24 protein-coding genes and 1 tRNA gene are annotated in these 23,661 nt (G+C 71.0%); 20 read left to right on the top strand and 5 right to left on the bottom strand.

Annotated features, from left to right (window positions below; genetic code table 11):
- Positions 1–4: 4 nt before the first annotated feature.
- The 9 genes from DCS98_RS11450 to ppdK all read left to right on the top strand — a co-directional run bounded on the left by DCS98_RS11450 (position 5) and on the right by ppdK (position 8,858).
- A complete protein-coding gene (locus DCS98_RS11450) occupies positions 5–757 on the top strand; it encodes an isoprenyl transferase (protein WP_241037602.1) in 753 nt (250 codons plus the stop codon).
- A gap of 118 nt (positions 758–875) precedes the next feature.
- The gene (locus DCS98_RS11455; protein ID WP_164704519.1) at positions 876–1,580 is read left to right on the top strand and encodes a hypothetical protein; all 705 of its coding nucleotides are present in this window, start codon (positions 876–878) and stop codon (positions 1,578–1,580) included.
- A 91-nt stretch (positions 1,581–1,671) separates the two neighbouring features.
- Positions 1,672–1,947 carry an antibiotic biosynthesis monooxygenase gene (locus tag DCS98_RS11460; RefSeq protein ID WP_116451470.1) on the top strand — a complete coding sequence of 92 codons (276 nt, stop codon included), beginning with the start codon at positions 1,672–1,674 and terminating at the stop codon, positions 1,945–1,947.
- 23 nt (positions 1,948–1,970) lie between these two features.
- A complete protein-coding gene (locus tag DCS98_RS11465) occupies positions 1,971–2,351 on the top strand; it encodes an HNH endonuclease (protein WP_241037604.1) in 381 nt (126 codons plus the stop codon).
- An 80-nt stretch (positions 2,352–2,431) separates the two neighbouring features.
- Positions 2,432–2,815, top strand: coding sequence for a hypothetical protein (locus DCS98_RS11470; protein ID WP_116451472.1), 384 nt, complete (start codon positions 2,432–2,434; stop codon positions 2,813–2,815).
- A gap of 84 nt (positions 2,816–2,899) precedes the next feature.
- Entirely contained in the window at positions 2,900–4,297 is a 1,398-nt protein-coding gene (locus DCS98_RS11475) for a glycine--tRNA ligase (RefSeq protein WP_116451473.1), read from the top strand.
- Positions 4,298–4,432: 135 nt separating this feature from the next.
- Entirely contained in the window at positions 4,433–5,572 is a 1,140-nt protein-coding gene (gene dusB, locus DCS98_RS11480) for a tRNA dihydrouridine synthase DusB (protein ID WP_116451474.1), read from the top strand.
- The gene (locus tag DCS98_RS11485; protein ID WP_116451475.1) at positions 5,569–6,012 is read left to right on the top strand and encodes a hypothetical protein; all 444 of its coding nucleotides are present in this window, start codon (positions 5,569–5,571) and stop codon (positions 6,010–6,012) included. The genes dusB and DCS98_RS11485 overlap by 4 nt, the downstream gene beginning before the upstream one ends.
- A gap of 146 nt (positions 6,013–6,158) precedes the next feature.
- Positions 6,159–8,858: a pyruvate, phosphate dikinase gene (gene ppdK / locus DCS98_RS11490; RefSeq protein ID WP_206340200.1), complete on the top strand. Its 2,700-nt coding sequence runs from the start codon at positions 6,159–6,161 to the stop codon at positions 8,856–8,858.
- Between the two features lie 18 nt (positions 8,859–8,876).
- Here the strand turns inward: ppdK and DCS98_RS23005 are convergent, their stop codons facing one another.
- The 3 genes from DCS98_RS23005 to DCS98_RS11500 all read right to left on the bottom strand — a co-directional run bounded on the left by DCS98_RS23005 (position 8,877) and on the right by DCS98_RS11500 (position 11,789).
- On the bottom strand, positions 8,877–9,026 hold the full coding sequence (locus DCS98_RS23005; RefSeq protein ID WP_164704520.1) for a hypothetical protein: 150 nt from the start codon (positions 9,024–9,026) through the stop codon (positions 8,877–8,879).
- A gap of 76 nt (positions 9,027–9,102) precedes the next feature.
- Positions 9,103–11,322 (bottom strand): catalase/peroxidase HPI, encoded by a 2,220-nt coding sequence (gene katG, locus DCS98_RS11495; RefSeq protein WP_206340201.1) that lies wholly within the window; start codon positions 11,320–11,322, stop codon positions 9,103–9,105.
- 35 nt (positions 11,323–11,357) lie between these two features.
- A complete protein-coding gene (locus tag DCS98_RS11500; protein WP_116451564.1) occupies positions 11,358–11,789 on the bottom strand; it encodes a Fur family transcriptional regulator in 432 nt (143 codons plus the stop codon).
- A 117-nt stretch (positions 11,790–11,906) separates the two neighbouring features.
- Here DCS98_RS11500 and DCS98_RS11505 point away from each other — a divergent pair, with 117 nt between their 5' ends.
- The 4 genes from DCS98_RS11505 to DCS98_RS11520 are packed head-to-tail and all read left to right on the top strand — an operon-like array spanning position 11,907 to position 16,452.
- The gene (locus tag DCS98_RS11505; protein WP_206340202.1) at positions 11,907–12,536 is read left to right on the top strand and encodes a YdcF family protein; all 630 of its coding nucleotides are present in this window, start codon (positions 11,907–11,909) and stop codon (positions 12,534–12,536) included.
- A 9-nt stretch (positions 12,537–12,545) separates the two neighbouring features.
- The gene (locus tag DCS98_RS11510; protein ID WP_116451477.1) at positions 12,546–13,055 is read left to right on the top strand and encodes a hypothetical protein; all 510 of its coding nucleotides are present in this window, start codon (positions 12,546–12,548) and stop codon (positions 13,053–13,055) included.
- Positions 13,055–15,883, top strand: a complete 2,829-nt coding sequence (gene dnaG / locus DCS98_RS23605) for a DNA primase (RefSeq protein ID WP_116451478.1) — start codon at positions 13,055–13,057, stop codon at positions 15,881–15,883. The genes DCS98_RS11510 and dnaG overlap by 1 nt, the downstream gene beginning before the upstream one ends.
- Positions 15,880–16,452: a hypothetical protein gene (locus DCS98_RS11520; protein WP_116451479.1), complete on the top strand. Its 573-nt coding sequence runs from the start codon at positions 15,880–15,882 to the stop codon at positions 16,450–16,452. The genes dnaG and DCS98_RS11520 overlap by 4 nt, the downstream gene beginning before the upstream one ends.
- 7 nt (positions 16,453–16,459) lie before the next feature.
- Here the strand turns inward: DCS98_RS11520 and DCS98_RS11525 are convergent, their stop codons facing one another.
- Positions 16,460–16,708 carry a hypothetical protein gene (locus tag DCS98_RS11525; protein WP_241037606.1) on the bottom strand — a complete coding sequence of 83 codons (249 nt, stop codon included), beginning with the start codon at positions 16,706–16,708 and terminating at the stop codon, positions 16,460–16,462.
- Between the two features lie 100 nt (positions 16,709–16,808).
- Here DCS98_RS11525 and DCS98_RS11530 point away from each other — a divergent pair.
- The 3 genes from DCS98_RS11530 to DCS98_RS11540 all read left to right on the top strand — a co-directional run bounded on the left by DCS98_RS11530 (position 16,809) and on the right by DCS98_RS11540 (position 19,117).
- A tRNA-Asn gene (locus DCS98_RS11530) sits at positions 16,809–16,881 on the top strand.
- Positions 16,882–17,570: 689 nt separating this feature from the next.
- Positions 17,571–18,719 (top strand): DUF4062 domain-containing protein, encoded by a 1,149-nt coding sequence (locus DCS98_RS11535; protein WP_116451481.1) that lies wholly within the window; start codon positions 17,571–17,573, stop codon positions 18,717–18,719.
- A gap of 35 nt (positions 18,720–18,754) precedes the next feature.
- On the top strand, positions 18,755–19,117 hold the full coding sequence (locus DCS98_RS11540) for a 4-fold beta flower protein (protein ID WP_116451482.1): 363 nt from the start codon (positions 18,755–18,757) through the stop codon (positions 19,115–19,117).
- A 255-nt stretch (positions 19,118–19,372) separates the two neighbouring features.
- Here the strand turns inward: DCS98_RS11540 and DCS98_RS11545 are convergent, their stop codons facing one another.
- Positions 19,373–19,708 carry a helix-turn-helix domain-containing protein gene (locus DCS98_RS11545; RefSeq protein ID WP_116451566.1) on the bottom strand — a complete coding sequence of 112 codons (336 nt, stop codon included), beginning with the start codon at positions 19,706–19,708 and terminating at the stop codon, positions 19,373–19,375.
- 296 nt (positions 19,709–20,004) lie between these two features.
- Here DCS98_RS11545 and DCS98_RS11550 point away from each other — a divergent pair, with 296 nt between their 5' ends.
- From DCS98_RS11550 to DCS98_RS11570, 4 genes are all read left to right on the top strand, one after another.
- Positions 20,005–20,457 carry a helix-turn-helix domain-containing protein gene (locus tag DCS98_RS11550; RefSeq protein ID WP_116451483.1) on the top strand — a complete coding sequence of 151 codons (453 nt, stop codon included), beginning with the start codon at positions 20,005–20,007 and terminating at the stop codon, positions 20,455–20,457.
- A gap of 86 nt (positions 20,458–20,543) precedes the next feature.
- On the top strand, positions 20,544–21,254 hold the full coding sequence (locus DCS98_RS11555; RefSeq protein ID WP_241037608.1) for a hypothetical protein: 711 nt from the start codon (positions 20,544–20,546) through the stop codon (positions 21,252–21,254).
- A gap of 1,024 nt (positions 21,255–22,278) precedes the next feature.
- Positions 22,279–22,830, top strand: coding sequence for an SAF domain-containing protein (locus tag DCS98_RS11565; protein ID WP_241037717.1), 552 nt, complete (start codon positions 22,279–22,281; stop codon positions 22,828–22,830).
- A gap of 14 nt (positions 22,831–22,844) precedes the next feature.
- A complete protein-coding gene (locus DCS98_RS11570; protein WP_116451487.1) occupies positions 22,845–23,648 on the top strand; it encodes a CpaE/TadZ family protein in 804 nt (267 codons plus the stop codon).
- The last annotated feature ends 13 nt before the right edge of the window (positions 23,649–23,661 follow it).

Here is a 23,661-nt window from a genome sequence, read left to right on the forward strand (position 1 = left end):
CGAGGTGAAGGCCCCGAACCCGCACCCGTCGGGCGCGCGGCCGCCGGAACTGCCCAAGGACAAGGTGCCGAAGCACGTCGCCATCGTCATGGACGGCAACGGCCGCTGGGCCAAGCAGCGCGGGCTGCCCCGGACGGCCGGCCACGAGGCGGGGGAGTCCTCGCTGTTCGACTGCGTCGAAGGCGCCATCGAGCTCGGCATCGGCGCGATCAGCGCCTACGCCTTCTCCACGGAGAACTGGCGGCGCAGCCCGGACGAGGTCCGCTTCCTCATGGGCTTCAACCGCGACGTCATCCGCCGGCGGCGGGACGAGATGCACGAGCTGGGCGTGCGCGTGCGCTGGGCCGGCCGTCGGCCCCGGCTGTGGCGCAGCGTCATCGACGAGCTCGAGATCGCCGAGGAGCTGACCCGCGACAACGACGTCCTCACGCTGACCATGTGCGTCAACTACGGAGGGCGGGCGGAGATCGCCGACGCCACCGCGGCCATCGCCCGCGAGGTGGCGGCCGGACGGCTCAACCCGGACAAGATCGACGAGAAGACCGTGGCCCGGTTCCTCGACGAGCCCGACATGCCCGACGTCGACCTGTTCGTCCGCAGCTCGGGGGAGAACCGCACCAGCAACTTCCTGCTGTGGCAGTCGGCGTACGCCGAGTTCGTCTTCCTGGACACGCTCTGGCCGGACTTCGACCGGCGGCACCTGTGGGCGGCCTGCGAGGAGTACGCGTCGCGGCAGCGGCGGTTCGGCAGCGCCTGACGCGCCGCCGTCGACACTGCGCGGTATCCGGCTCCGATCCGGGCGCCTCCCCACTACGGTGCTCAGCCACGGGCGAGCACCGCCCATCCGCGCCCCGCCCGAGAGAGCTCACGCAGCGATGACCCAGCCCCCCGGACCGTACGGACCGCCCTACGGCCAGCCCGCCCCCTACGGCCAGCCCGTCCCGCCACCCCAGCCCCCTCAGGGGTACGGCCAGCCGGGGACGTACGGCGCGCCGCCCCAGCCGCCGGCCAGGAAGAACCTGCTGCCCTGGCTGATCGTCGGTGGAGCGGTGCTGCTCTCGGGCATCGGGATCGCCCTGGTCCTGCTCCTCGGCGGCGGCGACTCCGGGTCCGAGGAGCGGGCGGCGGCCTCCACCACGTCGAGCGCACCGACGACGTCCTCGGCCGAGCCCAGCCGCGAGTCCTCCCTCGGCGACCTCCCCGGCGGTGCCCAGGTGGCCGACGAGCCCACGGTGGCCGCCGGCAACGCCTATGCCGGCTCGGACGAGGTGGCGCTGGCTTGGGTGGACGCCCTGGCCGACGGCGACTGGCAGACCGCCTACGACCTCTCCTGCGCCGCGGTCCGGGACTCCGCCGCCGCCGCGGCCGCCGGCGGCGACCCGGCCTACGAGCTGGGCCGGTACTTCTACGAGCAGACGCTCGGTGGCGTCGGCTTCACGGAGGGGACGTTCGACAGCATCCAGTTCGACCCGGCGTCCGGCTCGGACATCGGCGCTTTCACCCTGGCGATGGAGGACGGCGAGACCTTCACCCTGCTGGTCTACGTCCAGGAGGACCTGACGGTCTGCGACTTCTTCTGATCCGGCTCCGGGCGGGCGGGCACCTCGGTGCCCGCCCGCCCGCGTCGTGCCGGGGGCATGGCAACGTCTCCGGCGGCAGGAGGAGGTCGGAGTGTTCGCAGTGACCCGGTTCCGCGCGTCGGGGGAGGACGGCGAGGCCCTCGCGGCCGCCGTCGCGCCGCTGCTGGCAGCGCTCGGCGCCCGGCCCGGCTTCGTCTCCGGTGAGCTCGGCCGCGCGGCCGACGACCCGTCCCTGTGGGCCCTGGTCACCCGCTGGGACGGCGTCGGGGCCTACCGGCGGGCGCTGTCGGCGGCCGAGGTGAAGATCGCCGGCGCGCCCGTCTGGGTGCACGCCCTCGACGAACCGGGTGTCTACCTCACCGACTGACCGCGCGGCCCTACGCTCCGGTCGTGGCGAGCCGGACCGCGAGCGCGCGGTATGCCCGCAAGCGCAAGCGACGGATGCAGTTGGTCGAGCACGACCTCAGCGCCGAGCAGTGGGCGGTGCTCCAGGAGACCTGGGGCGGGTGCGCGTACTGCGGCGCGACGGGCGTCCCGCTCCAGCGCGACTGCGTGCTGCCCGTCTCGCGGGGTGGGCGCTACACGCTCGACAACATCGCGCCGGCCTGCCGCTCCTGCAACGCCAGCAAGTGCAACGACGAGGTGACCGGCTGGCTCCGGCGCAAGCGGCTCGACGAGCGGGCCTTCCTCGCGCGCCACGTCGAGATCCGCGCCGCCCTGGCCCTGCGCTTCGCCGCGTCCCCGCCGCCGGGGGAGACCGTCGAGGCGTGACCGGCCGCCCGGCCGGGCATGGAGGCCTGGACGGGCGCGGGGGAGCGGGGCGCGACCCGGTGGACCACGGAGGACGCGCGATGACCGAGCCGCCGCCGGACCCGACGCTCCGCGTCGCCCGGCCACCGACGCCGGGCCGCGCGGTGCGGGCCGACGTCGCGGCAGGGAAGCTGCCCACGCCCCCGGTGCGTCCGGACGAGCCGACCGTCACCATCGACACCGCGGTGCCGAGGCCGCCGCACCGCACGCTCGAGTTCGGCACCCCACCGGCGGTCGACGTGACGGTGGGGCCGCGGCCCCGCCCCCGGCGCCGCACCTGGCCCTGGATCGTGGGGCTCGCGCTCCTGCTGCTCGCGCTGGGCGTCGTGCTGCTGGTGATGATGCTGCGCGGCGCGACCATCGACGGGACGGCCGACCTCGTCGGACGGGCAGGAGCGGCGGCCGTCGTCCTCTCCACCGGGTGACCCCGGGGGCCGCCGGGCGGGTGGACGGTGCCGACTACCGTGGGCGGGTCAACCGCCGACCGCCAGCCGGATGGAGCCCTCCGCGTGAGCACCGCCAAGCACGACCCCCAGCGACTCGACAAGGTCGTCAACCTCTGCAAGCGCCGGGGGTTCGTCTTCCCGTCGGGTGAGATCTACGGCGGGACCCGCTCCGCGTGGGACTACGGCCCGCTGGGGGTGGAGCTCAAGGAGAACATCAAGAGGCAGTGGTGGCGCACCGTCGTCCAGAGCCGGGACGACATCGTCGGCCTGGACTCGTCGGTGATCCTGCCGCGGCAGGTGTGGGTGGCCTCCGGTCACGTGGGCGTCTTCACCGACCCGCTCACCGAGTGCCAGCACTGCCACAAGCGCTTCCGGGCCGACCACCTCGAGGAGGAGTTCGAGGCGAAGAAGGGCCGCGCGCCGGAGAACGGCCTCGCGGACATCACCTGCCCGAACTGCGGCACCAAGGGGCAGTGGACCGAGCCCCGCGACTTCAACATGATGCTGAAGACCTACCTCGGCCCGGTCGAGGACGAGTCCGGCCTGCACTACCTGCGGCCGGAGACCGCGCAGGGCATCTTCGTCAACTTCGCCAACGTCATGGGCGCCGCGCGCAAGAAGCCGCCGTTCGGCATCGGCCAGATCGGCAAGTCGTTCCGCAACGAGATCACGCCGGGCAACTTCATCTTCCGCACCCGCGAGTTCGAGCAGATGGAGATGGAGTTCTTCGTCGAGCCGGGCAGCGACGAGGAGTGGCACCAGTACTGGATCGACGAGCGCACCCGCTGGTACACCGACCTCGGCATCGACGCCGACAACCTGCGGCACTTCGAGCACCCGAAGGAGAAGCTGTCGCACTACTCGAAGCGCACCGTCGACATCGAGTACCGCTTCGGCTTCCAGGGCTCGGAGTGGGGCGAGCTCGAGGGCATCGCCAACCGGACCGACTTCGACCTGTCGACGCACTCCGAGCACTCGGGGACCGACCTGTCGTACTTCGACCAGGCCACCAACACCCGCTGGACGCCGTACGTGATCGAGCCGGCAGCGGGCCTCACGCGCTCGCTGATGGCCTTCCTCATCGAGGCGTACACCGAGGACGAGGCGCCCAACGCCAAGGGCGGCGTCGACACCCGCACCGTGCTGAAGCTCGACCCGCGGCTGGCACCGGTGAAGGCCGCCGTCCTGCCGCTGTCGCGCAACGCGGACCTCTCGCCCAAGGCGAAGGACCTCGCCGCCGCGCTGCGCCGGAACTGGAACGTCGACTTCGACGACGCCGGCGCCATCGGCCGCCGGTACCGCCGGCAGGACGAGGTCGGGACGCCGTTCTGCATCACCGTCGACTTCGACACCCTCGAGGACCAGGCCGTGACCATCCGCGAGCGCGACTCGATGAGCCAGGAGCGCGTGGCCCTCGACCAGGTCGAGTCCTACCTGGGAGCCCGCCTCCCCGGCTGCTGAGGACGCTCGGGCCGGAGCGTCGTCCCGCCGCCGGCCGTTCCGGCACCCGGAACGGCCGGGGCAGGGACAACGCTCGGCGTCCTCTTCCGGCCCGGGCGGCGGGGGTGACGCAGGTCGCCGCCTACCCTGGATGTCGTGACCACGCCGCTGCCTGCCCTGAAGCTGGGCGCGCTCGCGGTCGACCCCGCCGTCGTCCTCGCGCCGATGGCCGGCATCACCAACCCGGCCTTCCGCACGTTGTGCCGCGAGTTCGGGGCCGGGCTCTACGTCTGCGAGATGATCACCACGCGCGCGCTGGTCGAGCGCAACGAGAAGACGCTGCGCATGATCCGGGCGACCGCCGACGAGAAGGACGCGTTCTCCGTCCAGCTCTACGGGGTCGACCCCGCCACCGTCGGCCGGGCGGTCGAGATGCTGGTCGACGAGGGCGTCGCGGGCACCCGCCCGGCGCACATCGACCTGAACTTCGGCTGCCCTGTGCCCAAGGTGACCCGCAAGGGCGGGGGGTCGGCGCTGCCGTGGCGGCGGGTGCTGTTCCGCGACATCGTCCGCTCCGCCGTGCGCGCCGCGAAGGACGTGCCGGTCACGGTGAAGACCCGCATCGGGATCGACGCCGACCACGTCACCTACCTGGAGGCGGGCCGGACGGCGCAGGACGAGGGTGCCGCGGCCATCACGCTGCACGGGCGCACCGCCGACCAGCTCTACAGCGGCACCGCCGACTGGGCGCCGATCGCCCGCCTGGTCGAGGCCGTGGACATCCCGGTGCTCGGGAACGGCGACATCTGGGAGGCCGACGACGCGCTGCGCATGGTCGCCGAGACCGGGTGCTCGGGCGTCGTCATCGGGCGCGGGTGCCTCGGGCGGCCGTGGTTGTTCGGCGACCTGGCCGCCGCCTTCGCCGGCCGCAGCGAGCGGACCCTGCCGACCCTGCGCGAGGTCGCGGCCGTGATGCACCGGCACGCCACGCTGCTGAGCGAGGAGCAGGGCGAGCTGCACGGGTGCACCGACTTCCGCAAGCACGTCGCCTGGTACCTCAAGGGCTTCTCGGTGGGCTCCGACACCCGCCGCGCGCTGGCGATGGTGAGCGGCCTCGACGAGCTCGCCGGGCTGCTCGCGGGCATCCCGGACCAGCCCTACCCCGTCGCCGTCCTCGGCGCCCCGCGCGGGCGGACCAGCCCGCCCCGGCCGGTCGCCCTGCCCGAGGGCTGGCTCGACGGCCGCGACGACCCCCGCCCGCCGGCAGGCGCCGAGCTGGAGGTGAGCGGCGGATGACGGCCCAGGGCCCGTTCCTGTACGACGAGGGCCCGGCACCGCTGCACACCGGCACGCCGCGGCGCTCGGGCAAGTGGCTGGTCCTCGTCTTCGGCGGCACGGTCGTCGTCGCCGTCCTCATGGTGGTGCTGGCGCTGACCCTCAAGGGGACGGCGTCGGACCAGGCGAAGGAGGTGAGCGGGGTGTTCCTGGCCGCGCTCGCCGCCGACGACACCGAGACCGCCTACGACCTGCTGTGCCAGGACGAGCGCATCCGGCTGGATCCCGGCGAGGTCGCCGGCGAGTACCTCGGGGACGGGAACCCGGAGCTGGGCGAGGTCCGCCGGGACGGCGACACCCGCGTCGTCCCCGTGGCGTGGTCGGACGGGACGACGTCGGAGCTGACCGTGGTCGGCGAGGACGGCCTGAAGGTCTGCGGGGTGGCAGCCGGCCGACGGTGACCTGTGTCACCCGGTCCAGCTCTCGCGCCGGTCGGCGCGGTCGGCCACGATCAGCTGACTTCGGTGGACGTTTAGGACGTCTTGCGCGCGGGGGAGTCCTCCCACCGTGACGTGTGCGCCGGGGGCGACGATCGCGGAGGTAGCAGGTGGCTGACGTGAAGTGGGTCTTCGACTTCAGCGAGGGCAACAAGGACCAGAAGGACCTGCTGGGCGGCAAGGGCGCCAACCTGGCCGAGATGACGAACCTGGGGCTGCCCGTCCCGCCCGGGTTCACGATCACCACCGATGCCTGCCGGTACTACCTCGAGAACGGTGGCACCCCGCCGGAGCTCGACGCCCAGGTCAGCGAGCACCTCGCCGACCTCGAGAAGGCCATGGGGAAGACGCTCGGCGACCCGGCCGACCCGCTGCTGGTGTCGGTCCGCTCCGGCGCCGCCGCGTCCATGCCCGGGATGATGGAGACGGTCCTCAACGTCGGACTCAACGACGAGTCGGTGCAGGGGCTGACCCGGCAGTCGGGCAGCGAGCGCTTCGCCTGGGACTCCTACCGCCGGCTGATCCAGATGTTCGGCAAGACCGTGCTCGACATCGACGGCGAGCTGTTCGACGACGCCCTCGACGAGGTGAAGGCCGAGCAGGGCACCGACCTCGACCTCGACCTCGACGCGCAGCACCTGGAAGAGGTCGTCGGCCGGTTCAAGGCGATCGTGCGCGAGCACACCGGCCGCGACTTCCCGCAGGACCCGCGCGAGCAGATGGACATGGCGATCAACGCCGTCTTCGACTCGTGGAACTCCGACCGCGCGGTCATCTACCGCCGCCGGGAGCGCATCCCCGGCGACGCGGGCACCGCCGTGAACGTCGTCGCCATGGTGTTCGGCAACCTCGGCAGCGACTCGGGCACGGGCGTCGCGTTCACCCGCGACCCGGGCAGCGGCGCGCAGGGCGTGTACGGCGACTACCTGCAGAACGCGCAGGGCGAGGACGTCGTCGCCGGCATCCGGAACACCGTGCCGCTCACCGACCTCGAGGGCATCGACAAGGGTGCCTACGACGAGCTCATGCAGACGATGTCCCGCCTGGAGTCCCACTACCGCGACCTGTGCGACATCGAGTTCACCATCGAGCGCAACAAGCTCTGGATGCTGCAGACCCGCGTCGGGAAGCGCACCGCCGCCGCCGCGTTCGTCATCGCCACCCAGCTGGTGGACGAGGGCCTCATCGACATGGACGAGGCGGTCCGCCGGGTCACCGGCGACCAGCTGGCCCAGCTGATGTTCCCGCGGTTCGTCTCCGGCGGGGACGCCCAGCAGCTCACCCAGGGCATGAACGCCTCCCCGGGTGCCGCGGTGGGCAAGGCGGTCTTCTCCTCCGAGGAGGCCGCGAAGTGGGCCGACCGCGGGGAGCAGGTCGTCCTCGTCCGTCGGGAGACCAATCCCGACGACCTCTCCGGGATGATCGCCGCCCAGGGCGTGCTGACCAGCCGGGGCGGCAAGACGTCGCACGCCGCGGTCGTCGCCCGGGGCATGGGGAAGACCTGCGTCTGCGGCGCCGAGGAGCTGCAGGTCGACACCAAGGCGAAGAAGTTCACCGCCCCGGACGGCACGGTCGTGAACGAGGGCGACGTCATCTCCATCGACGGGTCGACCGGCCGGGTGTGGCTGGGTGAGGTGCCCGTCGAGCCGTCGTCCGTCGTCCGCTACTTCGAGGGCGAGATCGACCCCGACTCGGACGACGCCGACGACCTGGTGCGCAGCGTGCACCGGATCCTCACGCACGCCGACGAGAGCCGGCGCCTGGACGTGCGGACCAACGCCGACACCCCCGAGGACTCCGCGCGCGCCCGCCGGTTCGGTGCCCGCGGCATCGGGCTGTGCCGCACCGAGCACATGTTCCTCGGCGACCGCCGCCAGCTGGTCGAGAAGCTGATCCTCGCCGACGGCCCCGAGGAGCGGCAGGCGGCGCTGGACGCCCTCGAGCCGTTGCAGAAGCAGGACTTCCTGGAGATCTTCGAGGCCATGGACGGGCTGCCCGTGACCGTCCGGCTCCTCGACCCGCCGCTGCACGAGTTCTTGCCCGACCTGACGGAGCTCTCGGTCCGCGTCGCCCTGGCCGAGGAGCGCGGTGAGCCGGACGAGGGCAGCCTGCGCCTGCTCGCCGCCGTGCGCGGCATGCACGAGTCGAACCCGATGCTGGGGCTGCGCGGCGTCCGTCTGGGGCTCGTCGTCCCGGGGTTGTTCGCCATGCAGGTGCGCGCGATCGCCGAGGCCGCGTGCGAGCGGAAGAAGGCCGGGGGCGACCCGCGACCGGAGATCATGATCCCGCTGGTCGGCGCGGTGCAGGAGCTGGAGGCGATCCGCGAGGAGTCGGTCCGGGTGCTCCAGGAGGTCTTCGAGGCGGAGGGCTGCGAGGTCCCCGGCCTCCTGGGCACCATGATCGAGGTGCCGCGCGCCGCGCTGACGGCGGGGGAGATCGCCGGGTACGCCGAGTTCTTCTCCTTCGGCACCAACGACCTCACCCAGATGACCTGGGGCTTCTCCCGGGACGACGTCGAGGCGGCCTTCTTCCACCAGTACCTGGACAAGGGCATCTTCGGGATCTCGCCGTTCGAGTCGCTCGACCGCGAGGGCGTGGGGCGGCTCGTGCAGATCGCCGTCGAGGCCGGCCGGGCCGCACGCCCGGAGCTGAAGCTGGGCATCTGCGGCGAGCACGGCGGTGACCCCGACTCGGTGCACTTCTTCCACGAGGTGGGGCTGGACTACGTGTCCTGCTCGCCCTTCCGGGTGCCCGTGGCCCGGCTGGAGGCCGGTCGCGCGGCGCTGGGTGGCGAGCGCGCCGGGTCCTGACCGACCCGGCGCCCGCCCTCACTTCTTCTTCTTGTTCTTCTTCCCGCCCTTCTTGCCCAGCTCGCTCTGAGCCGCCGAGCTCTTCCGCGGGTTCTTCTTGCCGTCCTTCTTCGCCTTGGCGTTCGCCTTCTTCGCCGTGTCGCTGCCCTTGCCGCTCTTCTCAGCCATGCCGGGCCGCTACCCGGGTGCGGACGCGCCGACGCCCCGGCCCGCACGAGGCGGACCGGGGCGTCGGCAGGGTGGATCAGGCGTGCAGGTCGAAGCGGTCGAGCTCCATGACCTTGACCCACGCGTCGACGAAGTCCCGAACGAACAACTCCTGGGCGTCGTCGGCCGAGTAGACCTCCACGATGCCGCGCAGGATGGAGTTCGAGTTGAACACCAGGTCGGCGGCGGTGGCGGTGCGGACGACGGCGCCCGAGGCGTCCCGCCCCTCGTAGACGCCCTCGGCCTCGGACGTGGACCACGAGATCCCGAGGTCCAGCAGGTTGCGGAAGAAGTCCTGCGACAGGACGCCGGGCCGGTCGGTGAGCACGCCGTGCTGCACGCCGCTGGTGTTGGCGCCGAGCACCCGCAGCCCGCCGACGAGCAGCGTCATCTCCTTGGGCGTCAGCGAGAGCATGTAGGCCTTGTCGACCAGCAGCGTCTCCGGGGAGATCTTGCTGCCCGGGGCGATCCAGTTGCGGAAGCCGTCGGCCCGCGTCTCCAGCCAGCGGAAGTTGTCGACGTCGGTCTGCTCCTGCGAGGCGTCGGTGCGCCCCGGGTGGAACGGCACGGTGACCTGGACGCCGGCGTCGGCGGCGGCCTTCTCGACGGCGGCGCTGCCGCCGAGCACGATCAGGTCGGCCAGCGAGACCTTCTTGCCCGTCTGCTGCTCGAACTCGCCCTTGACGCGCTCCAGCACCGGCAGCACGTCGCGGACGCCCTCGTTGGCCGCCCAGCCGATCTGCGGCTCGAGGCGGATCCGGGCACCGTTGGCACCGCCGCGGTTGTCGGTGCTGCGGAACGACGCCGCGGACGACCAGGCGGTGTGCACCAGCTGCGAGACCGTGAGGCCGGAGGACAGCAGGCGCTGCTTGAGGTCGGCGATCTCCGCCTCGCCCACGAGCTCGTGGTCGACCGGCGGGACCGGGTCCTGCCAGATGAGGTCCTCGGCCGGCACGTCCGGGCCGAGGTAGCGGACCTTGGGGCCCATGTCGCGGTGCAGCAGCTTGAACCAGGCGCGGGCGTACTGGTCGGCGAAGTACTCCGGGTCGTCGCGGAAGCGCTCGGCGTACGCGCGCAGCTCCGGGTCGACCCGCAGCGCCATGTCGGCGGTGGACATCATCGGCGGGTTCTTCTTGCCCTCGATGTGCGCGTCGGGGACCAGCTCCTGCGCCTCGGGGTTCTTCGGCTGCCACTGCTTGGCGCCGGCCGGGCTCGTGACGAGCTCCCAGTCCCAGCCGAACAGGGTCTCCCAGTAGGAGTTGTCCCACTGGGTCGGCGTGGGGGTCCAGGCGCCCTCGAGGCCGCTGGTGATCGTGTCGGCGCCCTTGCCGGTGCCCTGCGGGTTCTGCCAGCCGAGGCCGTTGCCGTGCACCGGGCAGCCCTCGGGCTCGGGGCCGAGGAGGGACGGGTCGCCGTTGCCGTGCGTCTTGCCGAAGGTGTGGCCGCCGGCGATCAGCGCGACGGTCTCCTCGTCGGTCATGCCCATCCGGCGGAACGTCTGCTTGATGTCGTGCCCGGAACCCATCGGGTCCGGGTTGCCCTTGGGGCCTTCGGGGTTGACGTAGATGAGGCCCATCGTGACGTTGGCCAGCGGGCCCTCGTCCAGGTTGAGCGGCTCGTCATCCGCGTAGCGCTCGTCGCCGAGCCAGGTGTCCTCGGGGCCCCAGAAGACCTCCTCGGGCTGCCAGGTGTCCTCGCGACCGAACGCGAAGCCGAAGGTCGGCAGGCCCATGTCGTCGTGCGCCACGTTGCCGGCGAGCACGAGCAGGTCGGCCCAGGAGAGCTTGCGTCCGTACTTCTGCTTGATCGGCAGCAGCAGGCGGCGCGCCTTGTCGAGGCTGGCGTTGTCCGGCCAGCTGTTGAGCGGGGCGAAGCGCTGGCCACCCTGGCCGCCGCCACCGCGGCCGTCGGCGATGCGGTACGTGCCGGCAGCGTGCCAGGACATGCGGATGAACAGCGGGCCGTAGTGGCCCCAGTCGGCGGGCCACCAGTCCTGGGAGGTGCGCATGAGGGTGCGCAGGTCGGCCTTGAGCGCCTCGACGTCGAGCTCGGCGAAGGCGGCCTTGTAGTCGAAGTCGGCACCCAGCGGGTCCGAGTCCTTCGAGGGCTTGTTCAGCACCGACAGGTCCACCTGGTTGGGCCACCAGTCCCTGTTCGTGCGGGGGCGACCGCCGGTGTGCGACTCCGGCGACGGGATGGCCGGGTTCTCGCTCTCGCTGGTGCTCTCGGTCTGGACCTTGTTGGTCTCGTCCTTCACGGTGTGCCTCTCTGTGCTGCGGATCGGTCCGGTGTTCAGGGAGCGGGTGTGCGGGCGCAGGTGGGGCAGCGGCCCCAGTAGATGACCTCGGCCTCGTCGATCGTGTACCCGGCCTGGTCGTTCGCGGTCAGGCAGGGGGCCTCGCCGACCGCGCAGTCGACGTCGACGATGGCACCGCAGGAGCGGCAGACGAGGTGGTGGTGGTTGTCGCCGATGCGCGCCTCGTAGCGGGCGACCGAGCCCTCGGGCTGGAAGCGCCGGAGCAGGCCCACCTCGGTCAGCGTGCGCAGCACGTCGTAGACCGCCTGGTGGGAGACCTCGCCGGAGTCGCGGCGGACGATGGTGATGAGCGAGTCGGTGTCGGCGTGCGGGTTCCCGTGCACGGCGGCCAGCACCGCCAGCCGCGGACGCGTGACCCGGAGCCGCGCGTCGCGCAGCATCGACTCGAAGTCGGAACCGGTGGGCACGTCCGACAGCCTCCCTCATGAACTTGATCTGATCAAGATAGAGATGTCACCGGAGGGGCGCGCCCCATCCTGCCCGTGCGTCCCCGGACCGTCGGTGCGGCGTGGTACCCATGACGCGTGGGCGTGCGCATCGGGAACCTGCTGGGACGGGTGGCCGGCGCCGCCGTCCTCGCGTTCCTGCTGCTCGTCGCCTCCACCGGCCTGGCGATCTGGTGGACCGCCCGGCAGGACTCGCGGCCGGCCTCCGACGCGATCGTGGTGCTCGGCACCGCGCAGTACAACGGCGTCCCGTCCTCCATCTTCGAGGCGCGCCTGGAGCACGCCATCGCCCTCTACGAGGACGGCGTCGCGCCGGTCATCGTGACCGTCGGCGGCAAGGCCGACGGCGACCAGTTCAGCGAGGCCGAGGCGGGTCAGGCCTACCTGTCCGAGCAGGGGGTGCCCGACGACGGCCTGCTCGCCGTGCCCGAGGGCGTCGACACCCTGGAGAGCATGCGGGCGGTGGGGGCGGCGTTCGCCGAGCGCGGCTGGTCCACCGCCGTCCTGGTCACCGATCCCTGGCACGCGATGCGGGCCCAGCGCATGGCCGAGGACGCCGGCATGGAGGCCGAGAGCTCACCGACCAGGCAGGGGCCGGCGGTGCAGACCCGCGCCACGCAGTTCCGCTACATCCTGCGGGAGACTGCTGCCTACCTGCTCTACCGCGTCACCGGTGAGAGCGTCGCCGGCGCACCGGGGATCGGCTGAGGGGGAGAGGTGCTCGAACTGGGCAAGGCCGGCACCGCCGGTGCCGGCAAGGGCGTGATCCCGGTGTTCCGTTCGGGATCGGTCGTCGCGACCCTGCGCGCCTCCGACTGGAAGGAGTCGGCCACGGCCGTGGTCGGCGACCGGGAGTGGGTGTTCAGCAAGCGCAAGGGCGAGCTGACCGGCCGCTGGGCGGCCGAACCCGAGGCAGCGGCCCGCCTGCGCGCGAAGCAGACGTCGCTGTGGAAGGGCACCTGGTCGGCCGACCTCGACGGGACGCCGGTCGAGGTGGAGAGCGCCTCGTACTGGAAGGGCACCCACAGGTTCACCTCCGGCGGGCGGGCGGTCGCCGAGAGCGGCACCACCGGCGGCTGGTCGCCGCGCCCGACGCTGACGGTGCACACCGACCTGCCGCTCGACCAGCAGGTCTTCCTGCTCTGGCTGCTGCTGGTCATCAGCCGCCGCAACACCGCGGCGATCACCGCGGCGACGGGTGCCGCAGTCATCGGGGGGAGCAGCTGATGGCCGGGCGTGGACGCATCCGGGCGGCCGACATCGCGCTGGTCCGCGAGCGGTCGAAGATCGACGAGATCGTCGGCGAGCACCTGCAGCTCAAGCGCGCGGGCGGCGGCAGCCTCAAGGGCCTGTGCCCTTTCCACGACGAGAAATCGCCGTCATTCCAGGTGACTCCGACGCGAAACCTGTTCCATTGCTTGGCAGGAGAGACGGGAGTTCTCACCGAGGACGGCGTCGTGCCGATCCGTGAGCTGGCCGGCAAGACCGTCCGCGTGCTCAACGGAAGCGGTGGCTGGGTCGAAGCTCCTTTCAAGTCATATGGCGTCCAGCGCCTGATGAAGGTGAGTGTCAGCCGGAACGGACGTACGAAGGATCTCTACGCGACCGACGAACATCGCTGGTTCGTGCCTGCCGGCCGATTGAGACACGACCGTCGTGAGGTCCTCACGAAGGATCTGCAGGTCGGATACCAGCTGTCGCCGTCCTTCCCGATGAGTCGCGTTCTCAATCCGGCGACACGACCGTCACCATTCGGTATTGCTCGCGGCGTCGTCTACGGGGACGGAACGCGCGGGGGTGCCGGCTCGGTCGCCAACCTCTTCGGCGCAAAGGACGCCCAGCTCGCTCACTACTTCGAAGGTTGTCGTCGCTGGGAGGGCGACGGCGTCACGAAGTTCTACGGGCTACCCGCGTACTTCAAGGACGAACGTCCCTCCTTGGACGAAGACGCTTCGTACCTCCTGGGCTGGTTGGCGGGCTACTTCGCGGCCGACGGGTGCGTTGCCGAGGACGGCGGTGCAGTCCTCAACTCGGCTCGGATCGAGGATCTGGAGTACGTCCGAAAGCTGTGCACTCGTCTGGGCATCGGCACCTTCGGGATTGCCAAGCAGAACCGCGTCGGCATCGATGGCGTGCCCAGCGACATCTACAACGTTCGCTTCATGACGAAGGGGCTTCCCGAGTCGTTCTTCCTCCTCGACCAGCATCGCGAGCGCTACCTGGCCAACGAGAAGAAGTACGAGCGGAAGCGTTGGGTCGTCCAATCAGTCGAGTGGAGCGACCGGGTCGAAGAAGTCTTCTGCGCTGAGGTCCCAGGGACTCATGCCTTCACTCTCGAAGACAACATCCTCACGGGAAATTGCTTCGGCTGCGGCGAGGGCGGCGACGTCATCTCCTTCGTGCAGAAGATCGACCACCTCTCGTTCTCCGAGGCCGTCGAGCTGCTGGCCGGTCGGGCGAACGTCGAGCTGCACTACGAGGACGACAGCGGCCGGGCGACCGGCGCCCCTGACCGCGCGAACGTCGGCCAGCGCGCCCGCCTGGTCGCCGCCAACACGGAGGCGGCGCGCTTCTTCGCCGAGCAGCTGGGGGTGCCCGAGGCTGCGCCCGCCCGCCAGTTCCTCGCCGAGCGGGGCTTCGACCGGCAGGTCGCGCTCGACTTCGGCTGCGGCTTCGCCCCGGGCGGCTGGGACACCCTGACCCGCCACCTCCGGGGCAAGGGCTTCACGCAGGCCGAGCTGGTCACGGCCGGCCTGGCCAAGGAGTCCTCCCGCGGCACGCTCATCGACCGCTTCCACCGCCGGCTGGTGTGGCCGATCAAGGACATCACCGGCGACGTCATCGGCTTCGGCGCGCGCAAGCTCATGGACGACGACCAGGGGCCGAAGTACCTCAACACCCCCGAGACGCCGCTCTACAAGAAGAGCACCGTGCTCTACGGCATCGAGCGCGCCAAGCGCGACATCGCCCGCCGCCACCAGGCCGTCGTCGTCGAGGGCTACACCGACGTGATGGCCTGCCACCTGGCCGGCGTCACCACGGCCGTCGCCTCCTGCGGCACCGCGTTCGGCGGCGAGCACATCAGCGTGCTGCGCCGGCTGCTCATGGACCAGGACGAGTTCCGCGGAGAGGTGGTCTACACCTTCGACGGCGACGCGGCCGGTCAGGCGGCGGCCATGAAGACCTTCGCCGAGGACCAGCGCTTCGTCGGCCAGACGTTCGTCGCCGTCGAGCCCAACGGCAACGACCCGTGCGAGCTGCGGCAGGAGCACGGCGACGCCGCCGTCCGCGACCTGATCGCCCGCCGGACGCCGCTGATCGAGTTCGTCCTCAAGACGACGATCGCCGGCTACGACCTGGACACCGTCGAGGGCCGCGTGCACGCGCTGGAGAAGACGGCGCCGCTGCTGGCCCAGATCAAGGACCACGCACTGCGTCCCGCCTACGCCCGCCGGCTGGCGGGGCTACTCGGCCTGCCCGACGAGACCGAGGTGATGGACCGGCTGCGCCGGCTGTCCGGGGGAGGGGAGGAGCGGCCGCGCCAGCGCGCCCGCACGCCGCAGCGCACCCCGGACGACGCCGCGATCGAGGTGGAGCGCGAGGCGGTGAAGGCGGCGCTGCAGGTGCCGGAGATCGCCGGGCCCTCGTTCGACGCCATCCCGTTCGACGCCTACACCGACCCCGACTACTCGGCGGTCGCCGCCGCCGTGGCTGCGACGGGGGGTGCCGCCGCCGCGCGGGTCACCGGCCCCGAGTGGCTGGACCAGGTGGCCGCGCAGTGCTCGCGCGAGACCGCCCGGGCGCAGCTGACCGCGCTGGCGGTCGAGCCGCTGCGCTCGGTGGGCGAGGGTGACGCGGGCTACGTCAACGCCGTGCTGGCCCGGTTGCAGGAGATGGCAACCGTGCGCCAGGTGGCGAACCTGAAGAGCAAGCTGCAGCGGATGAACCCGGTCGAGGCACCCGACGAGTACACGAAGGTCTTCGGCCGGCTGGTGGCGCTGGAGGCCCAGGCGCGGTCGCTGCGCGAGCGCGCGATGGGCGGCCTGACCCCGTGAGCCTGATCGACACCGTCAAGCGACGGTTCGCCCGCCCGCCCGAACCGGTGCGGGTCGCCGTCCTGGCGTCGCCCGACCCGGACGAGCGGGTGCTCGCCTGGGGAACGCTGACCCGTGACGAGGGCTGGCTGGTCGCCACGAGCCGCGGCCTCCGGGTCGTGCCGCGCGAGGTCACCGACGTCACCGATTCGCCGGTGCTGCCCTGGCACGAGGTCGCCGAGGCGCGGTGGTCGAAGGTCGGGGAGGGCGGCAGCTTCGTCGTCACGGCGCTGGTCGAGGTGGAGCCCGGCGTGCAGGCCCGGCAGCCGCAGCAGCGCCACGGCCTCGCCGACGCCGGCGACCTGCCGGCGGTGGTGCGCCGCCGGGTGGACCAGACGGTCGTGTCGAGCCAGCGCTCACCGCTGCCCGGCGGGGGAGGCGTGCTGCTGGTCGCCCGCCGCATCCCCGGTCAGCCGGGGCGGGAGTGGACGGTCGTGTTCGACGACGACGAGCGGCGCAGCGACCCGGAGGCGCGCGAGGCGGCCAGGAAGAAGCTGGCCGACCTGGTGGCGGCCGACCAGGTCGACTGAGCCGGGCTCAGCGCGAGGTCTCGTTGCCCATTTTGGCGCGCAGCGAGGACAGGGCGTCGTCGGCCTTGGCCTGCGCGACACCGGCGATGCTCTGCAGGCGCGGGTCGTCCTTGGCCTGCTCCCAGCCGCGCCGGATCTGCTCGTAGCGCTCCCGGCCGGCCTTCGAACCCAGCACGTAGCCCGCGCCGAATCCGGCGAGGAAGGACAGCTTGGCCACGAGGAACCTCCGCAGACGGTGGGCCGGATGGGTGATCACGCTACCTGTGTCGCACGCGACGCGACGCCCGGGCGAGGCGGTCCGAGAGCGCCTCAGGTGGTGAGGTAGTCTCGTCGGGCCAGCGGGTCGTACCCGCTCGTCCCCCGTAGCTCAATTGGCAGAGCATGCGACTGTTAATCGCAGGGTTACTGGTTCAAGTCCAGTCGGGGGAGCAAAGCTCCTGGTCAGTGGGACAAGGCCTCTCAACGTCCGAGCCGGTGCCCCACTAAACCCCCATTTTTCGCCGCCAGCCGCTCCCGACGAGCCCGCGTCGCAGCCTGGTGCATGGCCCAGACCGGAGGGTTCTGACCTCCGGTCGTGCAACTTCCCGTGCCACTTCATGCAAAGTTCACATGTCTCCTGTCAGTGCGGCCAAGTCGTTTAGCAGTGGCCTGAGCGTCCGCAGGGCAGGTACGCCTTCTACATGTAGAGCACGCATGCCACCGGGGCGGCCCCCGTGACGGGGCGCCGCCCACAGGCGCATCCACGTCATGTCGCGCCCGGAACTGTCACCTCAGGCCCATACCGTGCGGCCAAGGCAACGGCCGAACATCCGGGAGGCAAAGTGGTTGGCAGGCCCGACGCGGTCAAGGTTCGGCTGGAGTGCCGACGCTGCCGAGCGTCGATCAACATCTGCGTGCCGGTCCACCGCGGGGTCCCGGAGTTTCTTCGATGCGACCATGGCCATCACGACGGTGTGCGTACGGACGGGTCCGGAGACATCCTCTGCGAGGAATGCGGCTGCCTGTGGAAAATCGGCGGCGACAGGTTGAGCCGGGAGACCGAGGACGCCTTGGCCGCCAACATGCCGGAGTGGCGACGACAAGGTGTTGTCGTCCTGCTCTGCGGGGACAGGTGATCCATGCGGGTCTTCATTTCCTCGGTCCGACGTGGCCTCGGCGCCGAGCGTGACTACCTTCCCGGACTCATCCGCGCCCTCGGGCACGAGCCCTCCCGCTTCGAGGACTTCGGCGCCCGCAACGCCACCAGCCGTGACGCGTGCCTCGACGGCGTCGCCCAGGCCGACGTCTACGTCCTGCTCCTGGGACCTCACTACGGGGACGAGATGCAAGACACCGGCATTTCCGCCACCGAGGAGGAGTACAACGTCGCCCAGCAGCGAGGCATCCCCATCCTCGTCTTCAAGAAGACCGGCGTGGCCTCCGACCCGGCCCAGGAGGACTTCATCCGGCGGCTCGGCGACTACCAGCAGGGCCGTTTCTGGACGGAGTTCAGCGACGGGATGGATCTGGGAGTGCGTGTCGCGGAAGCGCTGCGCGGACTCGCCGTGCCACCCCCGCCTCTGACCTACCTTCCGCTCACCCAGCCGGTCTCCGTCGTATGGCGGCGCGACCGTGCGCCGCTCAGCGACCGGAACTTGTACGCCCCCGTTCTGGAGGTCCACGCCCTACCGACCGCGACCAACGCACTCAGACCGGTCTCACAACTGGCCGATCTCGCCGAGCGACTTGCCATCCGAGGACGGGAGATCGGCTTCTTCGGCCAAGGCGACGCCCTGATGATCAACCACGACGGCAACACCGCCTGGGCGCTTCGACCCAGTGACCCACGCGCCGGTGGCCGCTACGACGAGCGCCAGCTCGACCCGTTCGCAGGGCTCGCGGTCGGGCGTGATGGGGCCGCGATGGTCTTCCAGGCGCTGCCGACCGACGTGATGGGCGCACTCGTGGACCAGGCAGACCTCGGACAGCGGATCGGCGTCCTCCTCCGGATCCTCGCGCCGCAGCTGCCCACGACCGAACACATCGCTCTCGCCGCAGCCCTGGACCCCATCAGCCGCATCGCCGAAGGCGACCCCAGCCAAGTGGGAAACCGGAACAGCGGAATCATGGCCCACGGCAATAGCGACAAGGCCGCCCGAGCCGACCCAGTCGATCAAGTTGCTCGCGCCAGCCTCACAGAGGGGCTGCCCGCCGTCGCCGAGGAACTCGCGGTCCGACTCCTCCAGGCGCTCCGGGCAGCGAACACCTCGCGCGGCCCCTGGGGATAACTGCCGTTGCCGTTCGACGTTCGCGAGGAGGGGTCTTGTCCGAACAGAGCCTGTACGACCGTGGTGGCCGTCCCACGGCATACATCGCTGAGGACGGCGAAACCATCTACACCTGGCGGGGCAAGGCAGTGTGCTTCGTAAGCGACGAACGGCTCTACGGATGGAACGGCAGGCATCTGGGCTGGATGGTCAACGGCGTCCTCTACGACGGCACCGGCCGCCGAGTCGGCTACACCCGCGAACGCTGCCCCGTGGCCTGTCATGCATCGCCCGCCAAGTCGGCGAAGCACGCCAGAAGCGCCAAGAGCGCTCGGCAAGCAGCCCGTGCTCGCCCCGCTCTCAGCACCGGCCCCTCACAGCAAACCCTCGACGACTTCCTCGCAGCAGGAGCGCGCTAGAACCCGGGCGCTCTCAACCGCCGCAACGGGCGCTGACTTGGCCTAACTGAAGTGACGAACCGCCTTGCCGACTGAAATGACGAACTTGCGAAGTCGTGCTGGAGACGTCGAGGTGACCCGTCAGCGATCCCTGCGCGAGATGTACGAGGGCATGTCAGTCGCGAAGCAGGGATTGCGCTGGTCTGCGGCGAGCGCAAAGGACGAACTGGACGATGGTGTGCTCGTCGTCCAAGTCGGCCACGACTCAAGGCGGGATCACCTCGGTGGTTCCTCGCCCAGAACCCGCCCGGCCTCGATGAAGGCGTCGAGTGATGAACGGGGAAGCCGGACGAATCTGCCGATCTTGACGTAGGTGATCCGCCTCTCGGTGATCAGCCGCCGAACGAATCGCTCCCCGGTGCCGAGATAGTCGCCGGCCTGCGCGACGGTCAGGAGCGGATCGTCCCGTTCGATCCTGACAACGCGTCCCTGCTCGGCATTGCGCAGGTGGGGGCTGTCTTGCGCGGGCAGAGAGCTCGACGATCGCAGATGACGGAAGTCCCCGGGGGCCGAGGCTGCTGAGGACGTCGCCGGGTCGGGTGCGGGTCTCATGGCGGGGAGTCTGAGCCGTGGCGTCGCGGTTTCCCTCCAGTTGTCGTCCGCCGCCACGAACTGCGGTGTCTCGACGCCTCCTTGTGCCCCCGCGTCGTCTGGCGGTGGGCGGCTTCTGCAGTTGTTCTCCAGTACTTCTCCAGTCCGGAGGCCGGGCCGGGCCGTGCCGGCAAGGCGGACCTGGCCGCAGAAGTTCTCCGGGGCGTGCGACGTGCCTCGCTGGAGGAAGCCATTCCGCGGCCTAGGGTGCGAGACCACGGGGGAGGGCATCCAACCCTTGTCGATGGGGGACTGCCGTGGCGCGGCCGTTGCTTCGAGGCGACCGCCTGCAGGCTGCCCGTGAGGCCATGGGCCTGAGCCGAGAAGAACTGGCCACGAAACTGGAGCTCTCCAGCCCGGTGCGCGTCCGCGTCTGGGAGACGGGGCTCGAGCGTCCGCGACCACGCTTCGTTCCGCGGCTGGCGGTCGCGCTCGGCGTCAATCCGCTGTACCTCCTGGACGTTGATCCCGACGACCCGCCGTTGGCGGCTCTGCGCTTGGCGGCCGGGCTCGCCACGAATGAGGTGACTGGCCCCGGGTTGTCGGTCATGACGTACGTGCGTCTGGAGGACGGCCGCCCCGGGGCCGATCCCTCGGCCAAGGTGATAGCCGCCATCAGCCAGGCTCTGGGCGTGGACATCTCCCGCGTGAAGGCGGCCGTCCGCCGCTCTCGCAGTGACCACGCGGCCATCGCGGCTTACCAAGGCTGAACTGGAGAATTACTGGAGAAGGAAGCTTGCCTCCCCGGACGATCCCGGTGGTAATTTCCCGCGCACGTTGCCCGGGGGAGGTGCCCATGGCCCGCACGACCGAGTCGAGTGCGGCCTGGGACGGCGTGCCCCCACCGACCGCTGGCAGTCATTCTCGTGCCCGGGCGTGGTTCGCCGACCCGGCGAGGACCGTCGCGATGATCAGGCGGCGGTGGGTGGCTGGGGTGCTGCTTGCGCTGCTGCCGCTCGTCGGCTGCACGGCGGGCGAGGCCAGTCCCGAGGACTCCGCGCCGAGCGGGACGACGTCTTCGTCCTCGCGGACTTCGACGACCGCTCCTGCCTCGAGCAACGCGCCGACTCCTGAAGAGCAGGCGGCCTCAGATGCCACCGTGGTCGTCAACGAGATGCTGCGCGTCACGGACGCAGCCAAGAAGGACCCGGGCGCCAGGGACTGGGAGCCGGAGATCCGGCGATTCTCGGGTGACCCCGCCGCGCTACTCGCTGTTACGGCGGTACGTGACTACGCAGCCCTCGGTCTCCGTCAGGAAGGCGACACGACTGTCGACCTGGAGGTCGCCGACGTCGACCTGACGGCTCCCGAGGGGCCCACCGTCAGGATCACCGGCTGCTACGACAGCGAGAGCACGCGTGTTGTGCGGACCGAGACAGGGGAGGTCGTGCCCCCCGGCACTCCGCCGCGGTTCGTCTGGGACATCACCGTCACGCGCTACGAGGCCGAACCGGAATCCCCGTGGCTGGTCAACGAGTTGGACCCGCGGACGGATCGACCATGTTGAAGTCGTACCGCGTGGTCTTGTTGACGGTCGCGATCCTCACGGTCGGCTGCGGACTGAACGGTGCAATGGCAGCTCCACCCGTGGAGTGCGCACAGAGGGATGCGCAGACTGGGATCTGCTTGGTCCAAGCGACTTCTCCCGGACAAGGCGCCGGTGAGGACAACGACGTCAGCCCTGGCCGGGAGCGGCCGGCAGTAGGAGAGGAGTCCCCGCCGAGTTGCACGAGAGCGGTTGCCGACCCTCAGCCGTGGATTGGGCACCCGGTATGGGCCGGACATCGTCCGGAAGACGGGATGATCTGGGTCTTCACATGTCCGCGCCCGGCGGGTTTGGGACCCGGCCTTTGGACTGGCCTGATCTTTTTGACGAATGGGGCCGGAGCACCTGGTGCCCCGACGGTCGACCCTCGCCTCCTCGCTCAGGAGGCGATCGCCTCCATGGCTCTGAAGGCGCCGGACATCGGGATGGCGCCGCCGCCGAGCTCCGCCAGCGGGCTGGTGGGCCTACCTGTGTGGATGTGGGTCGACCGCACCGCAGAGTCGACTGGCCCTGTCGGGGCCTCTGCCTCCGCAGGGGGAGTGACGGTGAACGCCGAGGCTCGGGTCAGCCAGGTCCTCTGGAACATGGGCGATGGGCGCATCGTCACCTGCGGCCTTGGGACGCCGTATGTACAGGGCACCGAAGGTGCGTCTCCGGACTGCGGCCATGTGTATTCGCGGGCGTCGAGCCGACACATTCCGGGCGGTGGTCCGTGGCCTATCACCGCGACGAGCACGTGGACGATCACTTGGTCCGGTGGTGGGCTGTCGGGCACAGAGACCCTAGAGCTGTCCTCTTCGGCGGAGTTGTTCGTCGGTGAGTTGCACGTCCTCAATCAGGACGGAGGCAGCCGATGACCCGGACCCAGCCGCCGAGGACCGGTGCGGTGCCCTCTCCGGCGGAAGTGCATGGCTTGCCTCGTGCGCCGGTGCTGCCGCCACCACGTCGCCGGCGCCGACCGGCCCTCCTGGCATTGGCCGTGAGCATGGTGGTGCTCGGTGCCCTTGGAGCGACCTATCTGGCGACGTCGCTGGGTCAGACGTCCCCCGTGATTGCGATCGCTCGCGAGGTGCCCTGGGGGCAGCCCCTCACCGCTGCCGACCTAGTGGAAGCGAGGATCTCGGCCGATCCGGCATTGGAGCCCATTCCCTACGTCGACCGCAACCAGGTGATAGGTCTGGTGGCGGCGACCACCCTGAAGCCGGGTTCGTTGCTGACTCGCGACGCCCTGACCGATCAGCGCCTCCCGGCTCCCGGCCAGCAGCTGATCGGGGTCGGAGTGCCGCCCGTGCAGCTACCGGCGACGCCGCTGCGCGCGGGCGACGACGTTCTTCTGGTGCCTGTGGCCGCAGGCAGCGTCCCAGCTACGACCGAGGGAGCCGCGAGCGCGGTGGAAGCGACCGTGGTGCAGACCGGTGCGCCCGGAACCGATGGCTTGCGGGTCGTCGACGTGCTCGTCGACGCGGCTGATGGGCCAGACGTCGCCGCCCGCGCCGCTGCCGGCCTGATCGCCATCGTCGTGGTGGCCGGCGAGTAGGCGGGGCGGCTGCCGTGTTGATCGCGCTGTGCTCGGCCAAGGGCGCACCCGGGGTGACCACCAGCGGGCTGGCTCTGGCGCTGTCCTGGCCTCGCCAGGTGATCCTGGCCGAGCTGGATCCGGCTGGCGGGGACGTGTTGCCGGGATACGGCCGCGGCGAGCCGTTCTCGGGCGGGCTCGCCGACCTGGAGCTCGCGGCACGGCGGGGCGGGCTTGCCCGGCACCTGGACAGTCAGCTGTTGCGGCTCGACTCGGAGGGAAATGCGCGGCTCCTACTGGGCCTGGCCGACCCTGCCGGCGCCCGACACGTGGACTGGAATCGCCTGGCCGCCGTGCTGGCCACGGTGCAAGACGGCGCCGTGGATGTGGTGGCGGACTGCGGACGGCTGCGCGCTCAGCACTTCCCGGCCGCCGTGGTCCAGCGGGCTGCCGCCGTGGTGCTGGCCACCGGCTCCACGCTTCGCGCTGTGCGTGCGGCGACGCAGGCGATCGCCGAACTCCGAGAGCGGGAAGCGTGCCCAGGCATGCTGGGCACGCTGCTGATCGGGCCGGGGGAGCCGTACGGCGAGCGAGAGGTCACCGAGGTACTCGGCGTTCCATCGGTCGGTTCGCTGCCGCGGGATCCGAAGTCGGCGGCAGTGCTCAGCGACGGCGCGCCGGCGGGCCGGCTGTTCACCCAGTCGCCGCTGCTTCGAGCCGCCCGGACGGTCGCGACACGGTTGGCCGAGTTGGCCGCGGCGCACGAATCCAGGTTGACACCACCGCCGGCGCCCGTTCCTGCGCCCGCAACCACGTACGGGGGCAGCCGTGTCCGCTGACCTCACCGCCGAC

This window comes from Blastococcus litoris, from assembly GCF_003075095.1.
GTDB classification, from domain to species: domain Bacteria; phylum Actinomycetota; class Actinomycetes; order Mycobacteriales; family Geodermatophilaceae; genus Blastococcus_B; species Blastococcus_B litoris.

Bases quoted from the DNA above. Each gene is read 5' to 3' on its own strand.
- DCS98_RS11455 (WP_164704519.1), top strand. From the start codon at position 876: ATGACCCAGCCCCCCGGACCGTACGGACCGCCCTACGGCCAGCCCGCC.
- DCS98_RS11470 (WP_116451472.1), top strand. From the start codon at position 2,432: ATGACCGAGCCGCCGCCGGACCCGACGCTCCGCGTCGCCCGGCCACCG.
- DCS98_RS11485 (WP_116451475.1), top strand. From the start codon at position 5,569: ATGACGGCCCAGGGCCCGTTCCTGTACGACGAGGGCCCGGCACCGCTG.
- DCS98_RS23005 (WP_164704520.1), bottom strand. From the start codon at position 9,026: ATGGCTGAGAAGAGCGGCAAGGGCAGCGACACGGCGAAGAAGGCGAAC.
- dnaG (WP_116451478.1), top strand. From the start codon at position 13,055: ATGGCCGGGCGTGGACGCATCCGGGCGGCCGACATCGCGCTGGTCCGC.
- DCS98_RS11535 (WP_116451481.1), top strand. From the start codon at position 17,571: ATGCGGGTCTTCATTTCCTCGGTCCGACGTGGCCTCGGCGCCGAGCGT.
- DCS98_RS11545 (WP_116451566.1), bottom strand. From the start codon at position 19,708: ATGAGACCCGCACCCGACCCGGCGACGTCCTCAGCAGCCTCGGCCCCC.
- DCS98_RS11555 (WP_241037608.1), top strand. From the start codon at position 20,544: ATGGCCCGCACGACCGAGTCGAGTGCGGCCTGGGACGGCGTGCCCCCA.
- DCS98_RS11565 (WP_241037717.1), top strand. From the start codon at position 22,279: ATGGTGGTGCTCGGTGCCCTTGGAGCGACCTATCTGGCGACGTCGCTG.